This window comes from Flagellimonas sp. L-11 (genome assembly GCF_056857735.1).
Map to the genome: position 1 here is coordinate 37,048 of NZ_JBSXNR010000064.1, position 19,659 is coordinate 56,706.

The window sequence follows — 19,659 nt, forward strand, 5'->3', positions numbered from 1 at the left end:
TCTATTTTGAAAAGAAATTTTGAACTGAGTGAAATCCGTGAGGTTGCCAAAGAGCTACTGGAAAAAGCACCGAACAAGGTGCTTTGTTTGTATGGTGATATGGGAGTTGGCAAGACTACTTTGGTAAAAGCCTTGGTAAAAGAACTTGGAGCGGTGGATTTGGCCAGCAGCCCCACCTTTGGTTTGGTGAACGAATACCATGATGATAAGGACACCCCTATAGCTTACCATTTTGATTTTTACAGACTGAATGACGAAATGGAAGCCTTGGACATGGGTTTTGAGGATTACTTGAATTCGGGTGTTTGGTTGTTTATCGAGTGGCCAAATAAAATCTCGTCTTTACTTCCAGAGGATGCTGTGGGGGTATTCTTGCACTTTGTCGAGGAAAGCACACGTTCAATCGAGTTAAATATTTCTTAAGAAACCATCCAGGTATCTTCATCGTAATTATTGTTTAGAGCAAGCTTATTTCGATAAAGTGTATGTTTTTTTCGCTTAAAAACCAATTTTATCGACAAAAAGCATGGTGGGTTGAAATATTTTCCTACATTTGTTCTGAAATGAATTCATTTATTAACCAAAAACTCTTTTACGATGAACACTAAAAAAGTTTTTTTTGGATTGCTAGCTGTTGCATTTTTGGCAATGACCGCTGTTTCGACAAGCGTTGTTAAAATTGACAAAGATCAAACCACTAGCATTAGAAAAGATCAGCTAAAAAAGCTTTAGTAATCTTTTTCCAAACTGTTATAATAATCCCTTTTTTTTGAAGGGATTATTTTTTTTACAATAATCTTTCATTTTTATAGTTATCTACATTAATGAAGGATAAAACTAGAATTAGGAAAAAGTTTATTATTGAGGGGGTAGTCGCACTTTTAATAGCTATTTCCCCAATACTCTTTTATGGTTATAAGTATTTACCCGTTGGGGCCAAGACATGGACGTTTTTGGGGATAGAATTTACTGACAATGGGTTTGATGATGATGTTAGTTTAGCATTCTATTATTATTTGAACAAATTGGTTCCTTTACTTCTTTTGGTCATATGGTTCGTTACTTCAAAAAATTGGTGGTACCACGCCATATTGATTCCGATCGCCATGTACAGCTTCCAATTGTATACCGTATTGAATTATACTAACAGTGAACGAATAGACGAAAACGAAATTCTATATGTAATCGCCGTAACCATGGTTATAGTGCCTATAGTTTATTTTATTAGGGTAAAACTAGTGGATAAACACGTACACGGTATTGACTTGGAAGCCATGGACACCGAACTCCAAATACTCAAGGAAAAAGAAGAATTGCGTAAAGAACGCGAGAAACTGGAACAGCGTCAAAAGACTGCTTCAAAAAAAATGTAAATTTGTTTTAATACCTGGCGGTATTATGAATAGATTTACCGTTTATGAGCCAAGCTTCATCTCCATTTAGCAAACAACAATTGCTCCCCCAAGAAGAAACCTTAGAGGTTGTAAAACAAAAGGGAGAACTTTTTATAGGCATTCCAAAAGAAAACCAGTATCAAGAAAAGCGGGTATGCCTTACCCCGGACGCAGTTAACGCCATTACGGCACACGGACATCGGGTATTGGTGGAATCCGGAGCTGGAGAGGGTGCCAATTTTTCGGATCTGGACTATACAAATGCAGGGGCGGAAATTACAAGGGATACCAAAAAAGTGTTCTCCTGCCCCTTAATTTTAAAAGTGGAGCCCCCCACCCTTTCGGAAATAGATATATTAAATCCACAGACCATCATTATTTCTGCCTTGCAGATCAAGACCCAGAACAAGGAGTATTTTGAGATCATGGCCAAAAAACGACTCACTGCCATTGCTTTTGAATACATTCGGGATGATGATGGAAATTATCCAGCCGTTCGGTCGTTGAGCGAAATTGCAGGAATTTCCTCCATTTTAATTGCCTCGGAATTGATGGCAAACCCCAGTACGGGCAACGGATTAATGTTTGGAAATATTAGCGGAGTACCTCCCGTTGAAGTGGTCATTATTGGAGCCGGAACCGTAGGTGAGTTTGCGGCCAGGTCTGCCTTAGGGCTTGGGGCCAATGTAAAGGTTTTTGATAATTCCATCAGTAAGCTCAGAAACCTGCAAACCAACCTTAACCAAACATTGTACACCTCTACGGTGCAACCCAAAAATTTGATCAAGTCCTTAAAACGTTGCGATGTTGCCATTGGAGCCACCCGCGGAAAGGACCGTTCTCCCGTAGTCGTGTCCAGTTCCATGGTGGAGAACATGAAAAAAGGAGCGGTAATCATTGATGTGAGCATTGACATGGGCGGTTGTTTTGAAACCTCCGAAGTGACCACACACAGAAAACCCACTTTTGAGAAATATGGGGTGGTCCATTATGGTGTTCCCAATATTCCATCGAGGTACCCGAGAACATCGTCTATTTCCATAAGTAATATTTTTACGCCCTATTTATTAAAAATTGGCGAGGAGGGCGGTCTGGAACATTCACTTCGGTTTGATAAAGGCTTGCGCAACGGACTTTACATGTACCACGGTATATTGACCAACAAATCTGTGGGCGATTGGTTCGGCTTGAGTTATAACGATATTAATTTTCTTATTTTTTAATGTAGATGGCATTTTTGAAACGATTGGGATGGTACCTAGTGGGACTGTCCATAGGATTGATTTTTTTGGTTTTTATTTTGAAGAAAAAATCGGGTGAAGAGGGGTTGGATTTCTGCTACTTCCCTAATTGCAGGGTACTCAAGGATATGCGCTCCAAACCGTTGACTTTCTCCGAATCCCTGCCCGAGCAATATCGAGACACTTTGCTGATCCAGTCCTTTTTAGAGGTTGGAGACGTGGATTTTGGTAAAAGTGACACCAAATCCGAACCGTGCAAGACGTATTTTATCTCACATGAATACAATGGTGAAGAGTTGGAATTAAAGGCCAAGAGTTGTGAGGAGGAAGTTACTGTTGAAAAAGTAGAACATCTAAATTAATCCCCCAACCTCCTACGCTTCCGCTCCTTGGTTATCAAAGCCAGTTCCCTTGAGGTTTGCCCAGCGACCGAAGTATTCTCCTCTGCCCTTCTGATTAGGTAGGGCATTACATCCCTGACAGGACCATACGGAACATATTTTACAGCATTATAGCCATGGGCGGCCAAATTATAGGTGATATGGTCGCTCATACCAAACAATTGACCAAACCAAATCCGTTCGTCGTTGGTAGGCACACCCTGCTTTTCCATCAAATCAATTAGTTTGAGGGTACTTTGCTCATTATGGGTGCCGGCGAAAATGGTAAATTGGTTTAAATGCTCCATCATGTATGTAATGGAGGCATCAAAGTTTTCGTCTGTTTCTTGTTTGGACTTGCAAATCGGGCTTTCGTAGCCCTTGTCGTTCGCTCGGTCGTTCTCCTTCTCCATATAGGCTCCCCGCACCACTTTGGCGCCTATCTTAAACCCTTCATCAGAAGCCAGCCCATAGAGTTTTTTAATGTAATCCATTCGGTCCCAACGGTACATTTGAAAGGTATTGAAAACGATAGTTTTTTCCTTGTTGTATTTGCGCATCATATCAAGGACCAAATCATCTGCGGCATCTTGCATCCAACTTTCCTCGGCGTCTATCAACAACGCAACATCCAGTTTGTGTGCTTTTTGACAAACTTTTTCGAATCGGTTCACTATTCTTCCCCATTCCGCTTTTTCATCTTCATTCAATTCGCTTTGTGTAGAAATTTTTTCGAACAATTTAAAGCGGCCAAATCCTGTGGGCTTAAAAACTGCAAAGGGCATCGCATCTTTTTCCTTCACAAAATCCAGAATATCCAAGGTCTTTTCCATGGCAAAATCAAATTGATTGTCCACCTCTTTGCCCTCGGCCGAATAATCCAAAATAGAACAGACCCCATTGCCATACATATTATCAATAATAGGGAGACAATCTTCCTCGTTCACCCCACCACAAAAATGGTCGAACACGGTAGCCCTGATCAACCCCTCAACAGGTAAATGGGCCTTAATGGCAAAATTGGTCACAGCGGTTCCAATACGAACCAAAGGTTCGTTGGAAATCAATTTAAAAAGGAAATAGGCTCGCTCCAGCTGGGAGTCCGACTTAAGCTCAAAAGCTATTGCAGTATTCTCAAAATTAGGTCGCATTCTTTGATATCCATTAAAGATTCAAAGATAAGTAGGCAAATTAGAACCATTTATATAAAAATAGTCTTTATTTAGCAGTGAAATTTAAATTATGGAATCGGTTAAATCACAGTCTTACGAGGTACATATTGGCGAATTGGCAAAAGCTGCTCTTAACCAGCACATTGCTAAAAGTAGTTACTCCAAAATATTTGTTTTGGTGGATGAAAACACCAAGGAGCATTGCTTGCCTTTTTTTAAAAAAATGTTTGACGGCTCTGTTGATTTTATCTTGGAAATCCGATCAGGGGAAGAAAACAAACATATTCATACCTGTTTGCAACTTTGGGAAGATCTTTCCAATTTGGATGGTGACCGAAAAAGCCTACTGATCAATCTTGGTGGCGGGGTGCTTACCGATATGGGAGGCTTTGTGGCTTCTACTTTTAAGCGGGGGATTGATTTTATAAATATCCCCACTACTCTACTTTCTATGGTAGATGCGTCCATCGGTGGCAAAACAGGTGTTGATTTGGGATCCTTAAAAAACCAGATAGGTGTGATCAACCAACCCCAAATGGTGCTGATTTTTCCAGAATTTTTAAAGACCCTAGACCCACGTCAGGTAAAAAGTGGATATGCAGAGATGCTGAAACACGGGCTTATAATGGATAAAGCGTACTGGAACAGTTTAGCTGAAAAAAGTAATTTTACAGATGCTGCATGCATTCAAAAATCCATTGCCCTTAAAAATGAGGTTGTTCTTCAAGACCCTACCGAAAAAGGGTTGCGTAAAATCTTAAATTTTGGACACACCTTGGGGCACGCCATTGAATCGTATTGTTTGGACAATCATGACAAGAAAACCTTGTTGCACGGTGAAGCCATTGCGGCAGGAATGATTTTGGAGGGGTATTTGTCGCACGAGCTCCAGGGACTTTCCAAATTATCGTTGGATGAAATCAAAAAAATATTTTTGACCCATTTTGAGAAAGTGGACTTTACCGATGACGATATTGATGCCATTCTTCAATTACTTAAATACGATAAAAAGAATTCTCATGGGAACGTAAATTTTGTATTGCTACATTCCATCGGTAAAGCCGTTACGGATATTAAAGTTCCCGAAGAATTATTCCAAAAAGCTTTTGCTTACTACAAGGAATAAACACTTCGCATACTTATTTTTTTCGTTTACAACTCTTTGGGTCCACCAAATTCAAAAATCCCTAGTTTAGGAATACATTTAAAAACCAACCCTTATGAAACGGATTTTGATAGACTACAAAAAGCTGGACAACAAGGTAGTAGCCATATTGATTGATTCTTATCCTGATGGTTATGGTGATGACGATGTTATTACCATTAAAAAACCAAATGGGGAGGTCATAGAGGCCGTGGAAGTAAAAACGGCAGATATCATCTACTTGGTAAAAATCAGCAAGAGCCTTTCCAACTTCATTTCAAATTTTGAAGAGACCATTGAAAAGGAACTTGACAAAGAATTGGTGGTTTCTGATTTTGAAGACGACTCGTTTGAAGGCTTGGAACCTACTTCAGATGATTTGGAAAGCGAAGACCAATATTGATTTAGGCCAAATAGCGTTCCTTTATAATCCGAATATGGTGTGCTTGATGTCCGCTTATGATAAAGCCCAGTGCCCGCACACTCATTTTGGACCCACTGGCCACTCCAACCCTTTTGATCGTTTTTTCGTCAAAGGAATTAAAAAGAAAAATTGTGGAATCCCTAACCGCTTTATATTCCTCCATCAAGTTTTTTGGGGATCTTTTATCGGCGTTGGAATACGGTACATAAGTATCTTGGTCAAACCCTGGTAGTGGGGTTTTATCGTTTCTTGCAATACAAAGTGCACGGTATTGGAATATTCGCTCCGTGTCTATAACATGCACTAATACTTCCGCTAAGGACCATTTGTCCCCTGCATAAGCATAATTAAGTTTTTCTTCTGGGGTTTGTTGCAGTAAGGTCAAAAAATCGTCCTTTCCCTTTCTTAGTTCTTTCATTAAATCTACATTTCCCAGTGCCATAATATAGGTCTGGTAAAATGGATTGTATTCCGAAGAGGGCAGGTCCGAAAGCACCATAATATGTATAATGGAATTATAACTCGTTGAAAATAGTGTGCATTAAACGTCTTTTATCGTTAATGCTCTCTTCCAAAGAAATCATGGTCTCAGTTCTGCTGATACCTTCGATATCATCTATCTTAAAAATAATATTTTTGGCATGTGTAGTATCTCTGGCCCTTATTTTACAAAAAATATTGAATTTGCCTGTTGTTATATGGGCCACGGTAACGTATGGTATTTGGCTCAACCTTTCCAGCACAAATTTTGTCTGGTGTGTTTTTTCCAAGAATATACCAACATAGGCGATAAAGGAATAACCCAATTTGACATAGTCCAGCGTAAGGGAAGAACCTTTAATAATCCCGGATTCCTCCATTTTTTTGACACGGACATGAACCGTACCTGCGGAAATCAACAATTTTTTTGCGATGTCCGTAAAAGGTGTACGAGTATTATCGATTAACATATCCAGTATCTGGTGATCTATCTCGTCAAGTTTTACTTTGGTCATTACATTGAATTTTGCAGCAAAAATAGTTAAAAAAGGAAATTTACGTAATAAAAATGGTTCTTTTTTAAATAATATGCAAGAACCTTTGAGAAATGATTTTTATTTATTGATTTTCAGGAGTAAATCAAGAATTTCGTTTTGGGAAGCTGCAAATCCAAAATCCTTGGTATCAACACATTCTATGGTTTGATGTCCGTAAAAACCTTCAAGAGGGCCAATTTCCGCTATTTCCGGCTTAAAAACGATTTTGTCGTTTTTCAACACTTCCTTATATCGAATTCCTACCGAATGTCCTGCATCAAATTCAGGATTTACCGCCTCTGGATGCTTTACCAGCACATCAAAAAATAACTTATGGTTACCTGGAATTGAAAAATAATCACCTGTTTTATAGTCGTCGATTTTATCTGTGGCAATAATTTTCAACGCTTCTACAATCGATAAAAAAATTAACTCTCGGGTTTTCTCCCGCTCATAGTCTTTGGGATAATGGCCGGACTCAAACAAAATGGTCGGCACCCCCAACATTTGCAGTGTATCTCCAATGCAATTATCGTTGAATCCGTCATCGTACCTGCCCACCTGCCCCGGAATATGTTTTTGCAACATGGCGTCCATACCAATAATCAGTTTCATGGCCACTTCCCTTGCGGGGGTAATGTGGCGTTCTGGGTTGCTTGCCGGGGATAAAAAAGAGACCGTCGCCGGTTTGTCCGTTTTACCGGCACTAAACAGGGTGCGCTGATCATGTAGGTTAAAACAAAAATCCGGCTGAAACGATTCAAACAGTTTCCGGAAAGCTATGCTTTCGGGCTGTGTCAAATTTTTAGCATCGCGGTTCAAATCAACTTTATTTATATTCTCGCGGGTATACTCATTGGCCCCATCCGGGTTTAGCATGGGTATAACCATTAAGGTACATTCCTTTAAAATTGACCTGGCCAATGCTTCCTCCGATTGCATAAAATTGACCATGTCCCATACCGCCTTGGTCGTGGTTGATTCGTTGCCATGCATTTGGGACCAAATAAGCACCTTCTTTTTTCCCGTCCCCATTTTAAGAGCATTTATTTTAATGCCATTGACGGAATCCCCGATATGGATTAAAGGTGATGATAGTTTGGAGAAACAAGGCTGAATGGATGCTGTGTTAATGTATCTACCTTGAATGGACTTCTCTTTATATAATGAATAATCAAGCATGAAGTTTCGGAATTAAAGTTTACAAAAGTAACCAACCTAAATTTTACAATTGTAATCAATTTTAATCACATCGTGACACATTTGTAACTCAAATTGATGTGTCCCCCCTTCCTTTTGTGATAAATGTAAACAATAATTTTACATCTTTACATAAATAACATTATATCAGTAATTTATAATTAGTTATTTGAACTCTTAATTTAAAAAAAATAATTTAATTCATGGTGTATTCTCTATCTTAATTTGAATTGTGCTATCTTAGATATTAAAAAATTTACAATTGTGAACAAAGAGATTGTAACCCGTATAGAAACTGTTATCGAGCATTTGGAGTTATCTGTTTCTGCCTTTGCCGACGAGATTGGTGTGCAGCGTTCGAGCATCTCCCACTTGTTGAACGGACGAAATAAGCCTAGCTTGGATTTTGTGATGAAATTGGTCAACACCTACCCCGAAGTGGATTTGTATTGGCTGTTAAAGGGTGAGGGACGATTTCCAAAGGAAAGCGCCGATCAGGCTGAAATCAATGACACTAAAATCACTAAAAAGATAGAAGAACCGTATGTAGATGATTTTGTCATTCCCTTTTCTAAAGAAAAGAAGCACGAGCTACAGTCCAAAAACCCGTATAAGATAGTTATGTTTTATTCCGATGGTACTTTTGAGGTTTACAACACAAAAAAGGATTGACCCTTTCAACTACTTTCCGTTACTTTGTAGGTATGACAAAACATCTTCTTTTTGGGTCAATGATACTATTGTTTTTGGCCTGTGGGCAGCCGCCACAACGTAATTGTAACGATTTTAAAACTGGTAAATTTTCGTTCACCGCAATCATAAATGGTGAAGAGAAGAAAACCACATTCAACAGAACCACAGATTTGGAAGTGGATGAATTTGAAGGGGAAACGGATTCTTCATCGGTTCGCTGGATAAACGATTGTGAATATGTGCTAAAAAACTTGAACCCCAAGAACAAGGCAGAAGAAAAACCGATTCACATCAAAATATTGACCACTACTGAGTCTTCATACACTTTTGAGTACAGCGTAGTTGGCGATAATCGCAAGTTTAAAGGGACAGCCCATAAAATAGATTGATTTAGGGAGTCGCAAATTCAATAATTTGGATTTATAAAAATCAGTTGGGTCTTTGGTAAGCAAGTTCTGGGCTGGCTTCCTTTTGTTTTTTGAACAATCGCTGTTGTTGCTTCACTGTTAAAGTGCTACCATCGTGGCTCCATCCTGGAGGGCCAAAAATGTACATTAATTTATGGGAGAGTTTTTTCGATTTTTTGACATCGTTCCAAATATCCTTGAATTCGTGGGTAAGGATAACTACGGGATTGTATGATTCTGGAGCATGGATTACGCCGTACTTAACATCGACATCATCATCAAGCTCCTTCCATGTGCCAAATATTTTATCGAAAATATTCAAGAAACCGCCGTGGTTTTTATCTAGGTACTCTACATTTTGTGCGTGGTGTACTTGGTGCATGGTGTGTGTGTTGAATATTTTTTCCAAAAATCCGAGTTTGGGAACGTAAACCGTGTGCAATTGAAATTGCCATAATGCTTCAATCCCTAAACATACCAGTACCATTTCCGGTGGAAAACCAATTGCAGGCAACCATAAGTAAAAGAAGGGTTTGTATAAAATAGTGAACCATCCGTTTCTTATCGCCGTACCTAAATTAAAATTATCGGAAGAATGATGCACTATATGTGCAGCCCATAAAATACGGACCTCGTGATTGGCCCTATGGAACCAATAATAGGTGAAATCGTCGCCCAATTGACAAAGAATCCAAACGTACCATGCATATCCAAAGGATTCATACCCCATAATGTTGGTTCTTACTCCTCCAACAACTGGATTGAACAACTCATAGGTCCCTTCAAAAAGGAGTATGGCAAAGGCAACCTTGAACAAAGGCCCAAGGATAGCAGAGCCAATCCCCATAAAACCACTGGCCGCTAAATCTTTCCAGTTATAAAGATCGTGGTGTTCGTGATCATGGGTTTTACTGTAAGTTAATTCTAATAAAATAAAGGCAATAAATACTGGTACACCATATACCAGTGGGTTTGTAAAATCCATATAGATGTATTAATCGGTCTGCTTGTAAAGTGTGTAACTCGCGTGAAAATTAGCCATAAATCACATCAAAACAAAGTGGTTTGGTCAGAACTGTCATTCTTAGTGCCAATATCATTATCATTGTTGTCTATTTGCTCTTCATCCACTACTTCAATGTCTTCGGTTTTTTGTTCCTCGGGTTCCTCGTAAGGTAAGGAATCCAAAACATTTATATTTTTCACTTTTTCTGGAGTAAGCTGATTTCCAAGTGCTTTTATGCCTTTTACGGCAATAAATTCTTCCACGTTTATTTCTTGGTTTGGTTTAGGGTCTTTGCCTCTGGGCTTAACAAATTCAATTTCCAACATGGGTCTCCAGTCGGTAGATACCAGCTCCAAATACGATTTTGAATCTTCGGAGATCACCACCTCTTCTTTGTTGGGGCTTTCCACCAAAAACCTTTTCAAGTAAAAACGTTCCTTATCACCTACGTAGTGCACTACCGAAATAGGTTTGTCGGGATTCCACTTTTCCAACACGATCATATCGTCATTAAATCTTGTCAGTAAATCTGGCGGAATGGTTTTTACAATCCCCTTCTGGTCTATCACCAACAATAGGTCGTCGCCCCGGAACTCACCGAGCAACTCCCCTCGTCCATCCACATTAAGGCGACTTACCACATCATCGAACCAAATTTTTCTTGGTTTAAGTGTAGACACGCCTTTTTCTTTTAGTTCGATGCGTTTTACGGCATATTTGGTGACTAAATTTCCTTTGGAGCCCCTTCCCTTGATTAGAACATCGGAAAAATCCAAATCCCATTTTAATTTTTTGATACTGCCTGATTGGCGTAACATTACCGTGACCACCTCAGCTTCACCATTTGGGTTTGCTGAAAAATAAAGTACTTCTGCGGATGGCTTATCCCCAGCCAGTTGATAAATTTTGTCCCTTGTCATACTGGTGACATTAAACCTTTTGATGTAGCTTGGCCCACCTTTCATGAGCTTGTAGATCATATTGTAAGTGGTGCGCTTGTCCTTCTTTTTGAAAACGGCCACATGGATAATGTTTTTTCCAACAAACACCTTGGAGTCCACTTTGGTCACCATCATCTCCCCTTTCTCAGTAAACACAATAATGTCGTCGATATCACTACAATCGGTAACGTATTCATCCCGCTTTAAAGAGGTGCCGATAAAGCCTTCTTTGCGGTTTACATAGAGTTTGGTGTTTCTGATGACCACTTTGGTGGCTTCAATATCATCAAAAATCTTTATTTCTGATTTACGTTCCCGTCCAGCACCATATTTTTTCTTTAATTCCTTAAAATAGTCGATGGCGAACTCGACCAAATGCTCCAAGTGATGCTTGGTCTGGGCAATCCTATCTTCCAAACTTTCAATAAGTTGTTGTGCCTTGTCCAAATCAAACTTTGAAATTCGTTTGATTCGTATTTCAGTCAAACGAACAATATCATCCCGGTTCACCTCTCTTTTTAAATGTGAAATGTGTGGCTTCAAGCCTTTGTCTATGGCTTCGATTACACCTTCCCAAGTTTCCTCTTCTTCTATTTCGCGATAAATCCTGTTTTCGATAAAAATTCGTTCCAAGGAAGAAAAGTGCCATTGCTCCTCCAACTCGTCCAACTGTATTTCAAGTTCTGCTTTAAGTAGTTCCACAGTATTGTCAGTGGATCTTTCAAGCATCTCCTTAATACCGATAAATAAGGGCTTGTTGTCTTCAATCACACAGCCAAGCGGGGATATGGACGATTCGCATGCCGTGAACGCATAGAGGGCATCAATGGTTTTATCAGGAGAGATGCCGTTGGGCAAATGCACCAAAATCTCTACTTCGGCGGCCGTGTTGTCCTCTATCTTTTTTATTTTGATTTTCCCTTTATCATTGGCCTTTAAGATAGAGTCAATTAAAGAGGAAGTGTTGGTACCGTAGGGTATCTCATTGATGACCAAGGTATTCTTGTCCAAGGTCGATATTTTTGCCCTCACCCTGATTTTTCCTCCTCGCATCCCATCATTATAATTGGTCACATCAATGACCCCTGCCGTTGGAAAATCAGGATAAATGGTAAACCTTTTTCCTTTTAGGTGTTTTATGGATGCATCTATCAACTCGTTAAAGTTGTGCGGGAGTATTTTTGTGGAAAGGCCTACCGCAATGCCCTCGGCTCCTTGAGCCAAAAGAAGTGGAAATTTAACGGGCAGATTTACAGGTTCTTTTTTTCTGCCATCATAAGAAAGTTGCCACTCCGTAATTTTTGGACTATAAACCACTTCCAAAGCAAATTTGGACAATCTGGCCTCGATATAACGCGGTGCCGCTGCTCCGTCTCCTGTTAAAATGTTCCCCCAGTTCCCTTGGGTGTCGATAAGTAAATCCTTTTGGCCAATTTGCACCATGGCATCGGCGATACTCGCATCACCATGTGGGTGGTATTGCATGGTGTGCCCGACTACGTTGGCCACTTTGTTGTATCGGCCATCGTCCAGTTCCTTTAGCGCATGCATGATCCTGCGCTGCACGGGCTTAAACCCATCCTCAATAGCAGGTACGGCACGCTCCAATATTACATACGAGGCATAATCCAAAAACCAATCCTTGTACATCCCCGTTACCTTGATCAGGCTGTCTTGGGACTCGTCATGGTTTTCTAAACTCTCATCGTTCAGTTCTTCATTTTCTTCCATTTAGAAAGTCGGCATTTATTTGGGTTGTAGTTGGTTTTCTTCCACTAAATCAAGTTCCACTTTAAGGTTGTTGATGATGAATTCTTGCCTGTCGGGAGTATTTTTTCCCATGTAAAACTTCAGCAGTGCATCAATGCTCATAGCTTTGTCCAGCATTACGGGTTCCAAGCGAATATCATCACCGATAAAATTTTTGAACTCATCCGGAGAAATTTCTCCCAATCCCTTAAATCGGGTGATTTCTGGTTTTCCGCTGAGTTTTTCAATGGCATTTCTTCGCTCTTCATCACTGTAACAATAAATGGTTTCTTTTTTGTTACGTACCCTAAATAATGGGGTTTGCAGAATATATAAGTGGTTTTCTTTGATCAATTCAGGAAAAAATTGTAAAAAGAAGGTAATCAACAATAATCGAATGTGCATTCCGTCCACATCGGCATCCGTTGCAATTACAATATTGTTATATCTGAGGTCTTCCATGGAATCCTCGATATTGAGTGCCGCTTGCAATAAATTGAATTCTTCGTTCTCGTAAACGATTTTTTTGGACATTCCGTAGGAATTCAATGGTTTGCCTCGCAAACTGAATACCGCCTGCGTATTCACATCCCTGGATTTGGTAATGGAACCCGATGCGGAATCCCCCTCTGTAATAAACAGGGTGGTCTCCAAACGGCGGTCTTTTTTCATGTCCTGCAGATGGATGCGGCAATCTCTTAGCTTTTTATTATGAAGACTGGCTTTCTTGGCGCGGTCCCTGGCCAATTTTCGAATGCCCGAGAGTTCTTTACGTTCTTTCTCAGCCTGAACAATTTTCTTTTGAAGAGCGTCGGCAGTTGCTTGGTTCTTATGGAGGTAATTGTCCAAATGCGTGCCTATAAAATCATTGATGTAGGTACGGACGGTAGGCAAATCGCCTCCCATATCGGTCGAGCCCAGCTTGGTTTTGGTCTGGCTCTCGAATACAGGCTCCATCACTTTAATGGAAACTGCGGATATGATGGATTTACGAACATCGGAAGCGTCGTAGTTTTTACCGTAGAAATCACGAATGGTTTTTACGATGGCTTCCCTAAATGCGGATTGATGTGTTCCACCTTGTGTGGTATGCTGGCCGTTCACAAAGGAATGGTACTCCTCACTGTATTGGGTTTTGCTATGGGTCATGGCAACCTCAATATCATCACCTTTTAGGTGAATGATGGGATAGAGGAAATCCTCATCATTGTTATTGTCTTCCAACAAATCCTTTAAACCATTTTCCGAATGGAATTTTTCACCATTGAAAACAATGGTCAAGCCTGGATTTAGATAGACGTAGTTTTTGAGCATGCGCTCTACATACTCGTTCCTGTACTTGTATTTTTTAAAAATGGATTCATCGGGGATGAAACTTACTTTTGTCCCCTTTCTACGGGATGATTCTCCCAAAAGTTCTTCGTTGACCAAATTCCCTGTTTCAAACTCAGCGGATTTGGATTGGCCGTCTCGGTTGGATTCTACCCTAAAATAAGAGGAAAGTGCATTCACAGCTTTGGTACCTACCCCGTTCAATCCTACGGATTTTTTAAACGCCCGGGTATCGTACTTACCACCTGTGTTCATTTTGGAAACCACGTCCACCACTTTCCCAAGTGGAATGCCACGACCGTAGTCGCGAACGTGAACGGTATTGTCCTTAATGTTGATTTCGATGGTCTTTCCCGCCCCCATCACAAATTCATCAATGGAGTTATCGAGCACTTCTTTTAGAAGAATATAAATACCATCATCTGCGGAGGAACCGTCGCCCAATTTTCCGATATACATCCCCGGACGCATACGAATATGCTCCTTCCAGTCCAGCGAACGGATATTATCCTCAGTATATTGGGTATCTGCCATTAGTTAAGGGTTAATCATTGCAATATAAAATTTAGGAGCAAAAATAAAAGGGTGTAAGGTAGAAAGTAATCAACAATAGGAAACAATAATTGTTAATATATATCAGCCTTTAGCCCGCCTTTTTCCTTGGATTGATAGATAGGTCACTCCAAAAATAACAACCATCATTCCAACGAGCTGCCAATACGTGAGTTTTTCGTTCAAAAACACAAAGGCAAGTAAAATTGTGGAAATGGGGCCCAGGCTTCCCAATATTGAAAAATTGGATGCACCTAACCTCTCGATGGCGGCTGAAACCAAAAAGGATGGAATCAATGTGGCAAAAATGGCCATGGTTAGACCATACACGTAAACGGGCCAAGGATAATCCATAAAGTTTCCGTTGCCAGATACCAAATAATGGACGACAATGCAGATGGTGGATACGATCATGGCGTAGCAAGTGAATCGGAGTACTCCAAATTTTGGTATCAACCAACCACTGCCCACTAAATAGGAGGCGTAGGTGATGGCGCTTAACAATACCAAAAATCCTCCCCATAAAACTTCGTTGCCCGAAACGTCCAACTCATCCCAAAAGGTTATCAACACTCCAATATAAGTAATGGCAATGGCAATAAATTGAACTCGGGTAATTTTTTGTTTAAAAATAAGCCAACTCAGGAATACTACAATGGTCGGGTACACAAATAAAATAATACGCTCCAATCCTGCTTTGATGTAATTCAACCCCAAAAAATCGAAATAACTGGCCAAATAGTAGCCAACGAAACCAAAAAGAAAGAGCCACGCATAATCTTTGGTTTCAATTTGAGGTTTTGCGGATTTTTTCCGAATCAAAAAGAGAATAATAATATAAAACGGCAAGGAAAATAGCATCCGAAACAACAGTAAATCAAGTGTATCCACATTGTAACGGTAGGCCAATTTTACCATTACGGCTTTGGAAGAGAATAGCACCACTCCCAAAATACCATATAAAATTCCTAAACCTTTATTGGACATATAGCAAAGCTATTCCATGCCCATAAATTGGAAAATCACATAATTGGTGAATTACAATGCCCAGTGTTTAAACGTTAAATCTAAAGTGCATCACATCACCGTCCTTAACAATGTATTCTTTGCCTTCCACGCGCATACGACCTGCTTCTTTCACTTTAGCTTCGCTCCCATATTTTACGTAATCGTCGTAAGCGATAACCTCGGCGCGGATAAAGCCCTTTTCAAAATCGGTATGGATAACACCTGCTGCCTGTGGAGCGGTTGCCCCTACGGGAATGGTCCATGCGCGGACCTCTTTCTCCCCAGCAGTAAAATAGGTTTCCAGATCAAGTAATTTATAAGCACCACGAATTAATTTGGCAGAACCGGGCTCGGAGAGTCCAAGGTCTTCCAAAAACATTTGGCGCTCTTCATAGGTCTCCAATTCGGTAATATCGGCCTCAGTGCCCACAGCTAAAAAAATAACCTCTGCATTTTCGTCAGCCACTACTTTTTTTACTTTTTCAACATAGGCATTGCCATCAACGGCAGAGCCTTCATCTACATTACAAACATACATTACGGGTTTGTCCGTAATCAACTGCAATGGTTTTACAAATTCTTCTCGGCCATCTTCGCCAATTTCAATGGCTCTGACCGATTTTCCAGCTTCCAAACCTTCTTTTAACGCAGAAAGTACGGCTTCTTCCTTTTGGGCTTCTTTATTGCCTGTTTTGGCGGCACGCTTTACTTTGTCGAGCTTTTTCTCAACGCTTTCCAAATCTTTTAACTGCAATTCCATATCAATGGTCTCCTTGTCCCGAATCGGGTCTACGGAACCATCAACGTGCACTACATTATCGTTATCAAAACAGCGAAGTACGTGCAGAATGGCATCGGTTTCGCGGATATTTCCCAAAAACTGGTTTCCAAGTCCCTCTCCTTTGCTGGCACCTTTTACCAAACCGGCAATGTCCACAATTTCTACCGTTGCGGGAATCACACGCTCGGGATTTACCAATTCCTCCAATTTCTCCAAGCGTTGGTCGGGCACGTTAACCACACCAATATTGGGTTCTATGGTACAAAAAGGGAAATTGGCACTTTGTGCCTTTGCGTTGGACAAACAGTTGAAAAGTGTTGATTTTCCTACGTTTGGTAATCCTACAATGCCTGCTTTCATCTAAATTCTTGTGTTTTGAGGCTGCAAATATAAGTTGAAGTTTTGGTACTGGAACCTAATAACCTTGAATGAGTAAATAGAAACCCATCACTACCAAGGCTATGATGCCAAAAATGGCGATCAAGGACAATATGCATCCCGCTTGTTTCCAAATACCGTTGTATACTTTCTCTTTTTCTTGCATAAAAAAACCCCGAACCTTGGTTCGGGGCTAAATTAAATGTTTTTTATTGCTTAGCCATTGGGGTGCATAAACTTTTGCTTGCCCAATAGTTCTTCTTCACTTTCTACGTGGTCTTCATCGGGAACACAACAATCCACAGGGCATACCGCTGCACATTGGGGTTCTTCATGAAATCCTTGACATTCCGTGCATTTATCCGGAACTATATAATAAAGCTCATCGCTAACAGGTTCTTGAACTTCATCGGCATTGACCTCTTTGCCATTGGGCAAAACTACATCGCCGGTCAGCGAAGTTCCATCACTATATCTCCATTCATCCGCACCTTCATAAATTGCTGTGTTTGGGCATTCTGGCTCGCAAGCACCACAATTTATGCACTCATCTGTTATAATAATTGCCATAATTTTCTTTTCCTTTTGGGTTGATTCTTATCAGCATGCTTACTTTTGACAAAAATAAACCCTACTAAATTAGTGTACAAATTTAATGGCTCCGTATATTAAAACCATAGAAGCTTTTGTTAAACTTGGAAAATACCTAACGGATTTTTGTGATAAATGTTATTCCAAAAGCACGCAAGTTGATGCTGAATTCAAGGAAATCATATCCAAGGTTGGACACCATAACGGGTGGTTTACCGAGGACAACATATTGTTTTCCCTAAAGCAATGGGGCGATTTACTTACTGAAGAAAATCTCAAAGACTGGTTTTCCCATTATACCTTTAACAAAACAAGTGAGCCTAAAACAGTGGGCATTGTAATGGCGGGCAACATCCCGCTAGTAGGTTTTCATGATTTTTTATGCGTATTGCTCTCTGGAAACAAGGTGTTGGCCAAACTGTCGTCCAACGATAAAGTGCTGCTACCATACCTGTCAAAATATTTGATTCAACAGGAACCCTCACTCGCAGATAGGATCGGGTTCGTTGAGGGAAAACTCGAAAACTTCGATGCCGTTATCGCCACGGGAAGCAACAATACGGGCCGTTATTTTGAATATTATTTTGGAAATAAGCCCAACATCATAAGAAAAAACAGAAATTCGGTCGCTGTCCTTACTGGAAATGAAACCGAAGAAGAACTAAAATCACTTGGCGAGGATATTTTCAGGTATTATGGCTTGGGTTGTCGCAACGTGTCCAAAATCTATGTGCCAAAAGAGTATGATTTTGATGCATTGTTCAAAGCGCTCTATGATTACAATGAGATTATTCACCAACATAAATATGCCAATAACTACGATTACAACAAGGCGGTTTATTTAATGAGTCAATTCAAGATTTTGGATAATGGATTCTTGGTCTTAAAGGAAGACAAAGGCCTCTCCTCCCCTATTTCTGTAGTGTTTTACTCATATTATGATGATGAAACAAGTTTGAGAAAAGAATTGGAAGCACTTGAAGAACAAATCCAATGTGTGGTTTCAAGTAAATCAACAGGAAACGAGGTGAAATTTGGAGAAACGCAAAAGCCAAGTCTTAACGACTACGCGGATGGAGTCGACACTATGGAATTCTTACTTCAACTTTAAGAAAATCCCAACCTGTTGAACCGTTTATAGATCCAACAATTTTTAAGACCTTTACCCCTTAAACCCCTAGGTAATGAAAAAGCACAATTTTAGCGCAGGCCCTTGTATTTTGCCCTCAGAGGTAATGCAAAAGGCATCCGAAGCCGTCCTGGAACTGGATGGCATTGGTCTTTCACTTATAGAAATCTCCCACCGCAGCAAAGCGTTTGTGGACATTATGGAAAAAGCTAGAGCCCTTGCTCTGGAACTTTTGGGACTCGAAGGCAAAGGGTACCAAGCTTTGTTCCTACAGGGGGGGGCAAGCATGCAATTTCTAATGACCGCCTATAACCTTTTGGAGAAAAAGGCAGGATATGTAAACACGGGAACATGGAGCCAAAAAGCCATTAAGGAAGCTCGCTTGTTCGGTGATATTGTGGAAGTAGCGTCTTCCCAAAAGGATAATTTCAACCATATTCCGAAGGGGTTCGGTATTCCCTCCGATTTGGATTATCTGCACCTAACTTCCAACAATACCATTTACGGAACGCAGTTTAAGAAATTTCCAAAAACCGATGTGCCCTTAGTATGTGATATGAGTTCCGATATCTTTTCCAGACAACTCGATTTTTCTCAGTTTGACCTGATCTATGCAGGAGCACAAAAAAATATGGGCCCGGCCGGAACAACTCTTGTGGTTGTAAAAGAGGATATTTTAGGTGAAGTATCCCGAAAAATACCATCAATGCTGGATTACTCAATTCACATCGCCAAGGACAGTATGTTCAATACCCCGCCTGTTTTTGCGGTCTACGTTTCCATGCTTACTATGCAATGGTTGAAGGATTTGGGAGGAATCGCCGCTATCGAGGAAATCAATGAACGCAAAGCGAACTTGATTTATTCAGAAATTGAACTCAACCCCGTTTTTTCTGGAATTGCCGCCAAGGAAGACCGCTCCAATATGAACGCCACCTTTAACATCACCGATGACGAATTAAAAGATGTATTTGATGAAATGTGCAAAGAAGCAGGAATAAACGGAATAAACGGCCACCGTTCCGTTGGTGGTTACCGTGCTTCCATGTACAACGCACTTCCTTTGGAAAGTGTAGGCGTGTTGGTAGATATAATGAGTGAACTCGAAAAGAAAGGATAAA

General features: G+C 40.3%; 22 protein-coding genes. 11 read left to right on the forward strand and 11 right to left on the reverse strand.

Features of this window, described 5'->3' with window-relative positions; translation table 11 throughout:
* Nucleotides 1–6 precede the first annotated feature (6 nt).
* The 5 genes from tsaE to AC13CC_RS11430 all read left to right on the forward strand — a co-directional run bounded on the left by tsaE (nt 7) and on the right by AC13CC_RS11430 (nt 2,997).
* A complete protein-coding gene (gene tsaE / locus AC13CC_RS11410; protein ID WP_482877307.1) occupies nt 7–423 on the forward strand; it encodes a tRNA (adenosine(37)-N6)-threonylcarbamoyltransferase complex ATPase subunit type 1 TsaE in 417 nt (138 codons plus the stop codon).
* A gap of 174 nt (nt 424–597) precedes the next feature.
* Complete coding sequence (locus AC13CC_RS11415) at nt 598–732, forward strand: hypothetical protein (protein ID WP_482877309.1); 135 nt, start codon at nt 598–600, stop codon at nt 730–732.
* A 92-nt stretch (nt 733–824) separates the two neighbouring features.
* Complete coding sequence (locus tag AC13CC_RS11420) at nt 825–1,373, forward strand: hypothetical protein (protein WP_482877311.1); 549 nt, start codon at nt 825–827, stop codon at nt 1,371–1,373.
* A 44-nt stretch (nt 1,374–1,417) separates the two neighbouring features.
* Entirely contained in the window at nt 1,418–2,617 is a 1,200-nt protein-coding gene (locus AC13CC_RS11425; protein ID WP_326277286.1) for an alanine dehydrogenase, read from the forward strand.
* A 5-nt stretch (nt 2,618–2,622) separates the two neighbouring features.
* Entirely contained in the window at nt 2,623–2,997 is a 375-nt protein-coding gene (locus tag AC13CC_RS11430; RefSeq protein ID WP_326277287.1) for a DUF4258 domain-containing protein, read from the forward strand.
* On the opposite strand, the gene AC13CC_RS11435 is transcribed toward AC13CC_RS11430, so the two are convergent.
* Nucleotides 2,994–4,166, reverse strand: coding sequence for a proline dehydrogenase family protein (locus tag AC13CC_RS11435; RefSeq protein ID WP_326277288.1), 1,173 nt, complete (start codon nt 4,164–4,166; stop codon nt 2,994–2,996). The genes AC13CC_RS11430 and AC13CC_RS11435 overlap by 4 nt on opposite strands.
* Nucleotides 4,167–4,257: 91 nt before the next feature.
* Here AC13CC_RS11435 and aroB point away from each other — a divergent pair, with 91 nt between their 5' ends.
* Both aroB and AC13CC_RS11445 read left to right on the forward strand, forming a co-directional pair.
* Nucleotides 4,258–5,313, forward strand: a complete 1,056-nt coding sequence (gene aroB, locus AC13CC_RS11440; RefSeq protein WP_326277289.1) for a 3-dehydroquinate synthase — start codon at nt 4,258–4,260, stop codon at nt 5,311–5,313.
* Nucleotides 5,314–5,407: 94 nt separating this feature from the next.
* Complete coding sequence (locus tag AC13CC_RS11445; RefSeq protein WP_326277290.1) at nt 5,408–5,734, forward strand: hypothetical protein; 327 nt, start codon at nt 5,408–5,410, stop codon at nt 5,732–5,734.
* Nucleotide 5,735: 1 nt separating this feature from the next.
* Here the strand turns inward: AC13CC_RS11445 and AC13CC_RS11450 are convergent, their stop codons facing one another.
* The 3 genes from AC13CC_RS11450 to AC13CC_RS11460 form a co-directional block, all read right to left on the reverse strand.
* Nucleotides 5,736–6,254, reverse strand: a complete 519-nt coding sequence (locus AC13CC_RS11450; protein WP_326277291.1) for a DinB family protein — start codon at nt 6,252–6,254, stop codon at nt 5,736–5,738.
* Between the two features lie 16 nt (nt 6,255–6,270).
* Entirely contained in the window at nt 6,271–6,750 is a 480-nt protein-coding gene (locus tag AC13CC_RS11455; protein WP_293163054.1) for an Lrp/AsnC family transcriptional regulator, read from the reverse strand.
* A 99-nt stretch (nt 6,751–6,849) separates the two neighbouring features.
* On the reverse strand, nt 6,850–7,953 hold the full coding sequence (locus AC13CC_RS11460) for a M14 family metallopeptidase (RefSeq protein WP_326277292.1): 1,104 nt from the start codon (nt 7,951–7,953) through the stop codon (nt 6,850–6,852).
* Between the two features lie 282 nt (nt 7,954–8,235).
* Between AC13CC_RS11460 and AC13CC_RS11465 the strand changes: the two genes are divergently transcribed.
* Together AC13CC_RS11465 and AC13CC_RS11470 are read left to right on the forward strand one after the other, a co-directional pair.
* Nucleotides 8,236–8,643 carry a helix-turn-helix transcriptional regulator gene (locus AC13CC_RS11465; protein ID WP_326277293.1) on the forward strand — a complete coding sequence of 136 codons (408 nt, stop codon included), beginning with the start codon at nt 8,236–8,238 and terminating at the stop codon, nt 8,641–8,643.
* 32 nt (nt 8,644–8,675) lie between these two features.
* Nucleotides 8,676–9,053, forward strand: coding sequence for a DNA topoisomerase IV (locus tag AC13CC_RS11470; protein WP_326407820.1), 378 nt, complete (start codon nt 8,676–8,678; stop codon nt 9,051–9,053).
* A 40-nt stretch (nt 9,054–9,093) separates the two neighbouring features.
* Here AC13CC_RS11470 and AC13CC_RS11475 read toward each other — a convergent pair whose 3' ends face one another.
* From AC13CC_RS11475 to AC13CC_RS11505, 7 genes are all read right to left on the reverse strand, one after another.
* Nucleotides 9,094–10,056, reverse strand: a complete 963-nt coding sequence (locus AC13CC_RS11475; protein WP_293163043.1) for a sterol desaturase family protein — start codon at nt 10,054–10,056, stop codon at nt 9,094–9,096.
* A gap of 65 nt (nt 10,057–10,121) precedes the next feature.
* Nucleotides 10,122–12,749, reverse strand: coding sequence for a DNA gyrase/topoisomerase IV subunit A (locus AC13CC_RS11480; RefSeq protein ID WP_482877314.1), 2,628 nt, complete (start codon nt 12,747–12,749; stop codon nt 10,122–10,124).
* A 15-nt stretch (nt 12,750–12,764) separates the two neighbouring features.
* Nucleotides 12,765–14,633, reverse strand: coding sequence for a DNA topoisomerase IV subunit B (locus AC13CC_RS11485; protein ID WP_326277295.1), 1,869 nt, complete (start codon nt 14,631–14,633; stop codon nt 12,765–12,767).
* 102 nt (nt 14,634–14,735) lie between these two features.
* Entirely contained in the window at nt 14,736–15,638 is a 903-nt protein-coding gene (locus tag AC13CC_RS11490) for a DMT family transporter (protein ID WP_326277296.1), read from the reverse strand.
* A gap of 67 nt (nt 15,639–15,705) precedes the next feature.
* Nucleotides 15,706–16,800 (reverse strand): redox-regulated ATPase YchF, encoded by a 1,095-nt coding sequence (gene ychF / locus AC13CC_RS11495; RefSeq protein ID WP_326277297.1) that lies wholly within the window; start codon nt 16,798–16,800, stop codon nt 15,706–15,708.
* A 55-nt stretch (nt 16,801–16,855) separates the two neighbouring features.
* On the reverse strand, nt 16,856–16,984 hold the full coding sequence (locus tag AC13CC_RS11500) for a hypothetical protein (protein ID WP_482877315.1): 129 nt from the start codon (nt 16,982–16,984) through the stop codon (nt 16,856–16,858).
* Between the two features lie 50 nt (nt 16,985–17,034).
* The gene (locus AC13CC_RS11505; RefSeq protein WP_326277298.1) at nt 17,035–17,388 is read right to left on the reverse strand and encodes a 4Fe-4S dicluster domain-containing protein; all 354 of its coding nucleotides are present in this window, start codon (nt 17,386–17,388) and stop codon (nt 17,035–17,037) included.
* A gap of 85 nt (nt 17,389–17,473) precedes the next feature.
* On the opposite strand from AC13CC_RS11505, the gene AC13CC_RS11510 reads away from it, so the two are divergent.
* Both AC13CC_RS11510 and serC read left to right on the forward strand, forming a co-directional pair.
* A complete protein-coding gene (locus tag AC13CC_RS11510) occupies nt 17,474–18,520 on the forward strand; it encodes an acyl-CoA reductase (protein WP_326277299.1) in 1,047 nt (348 codons plus the stop codon).
* Nucleotides 18,521–18,593: 73 nt separating this feature from the next.
* Nucleotides 18,594–19,658, forward strand: a complete 1,065-nt coding sequence (gene serC / locus AC13CC_RS11515) for a 3-phosphoserine/phosphohydroxythreonine transaminase (RefSeq protein ID WP_326277300.1) — start codon at nt 18,594–18,596, stop codon at nt 19,656–19,658.
* Nucleotide 19,659: the final 1 nt, after the last annotated feature.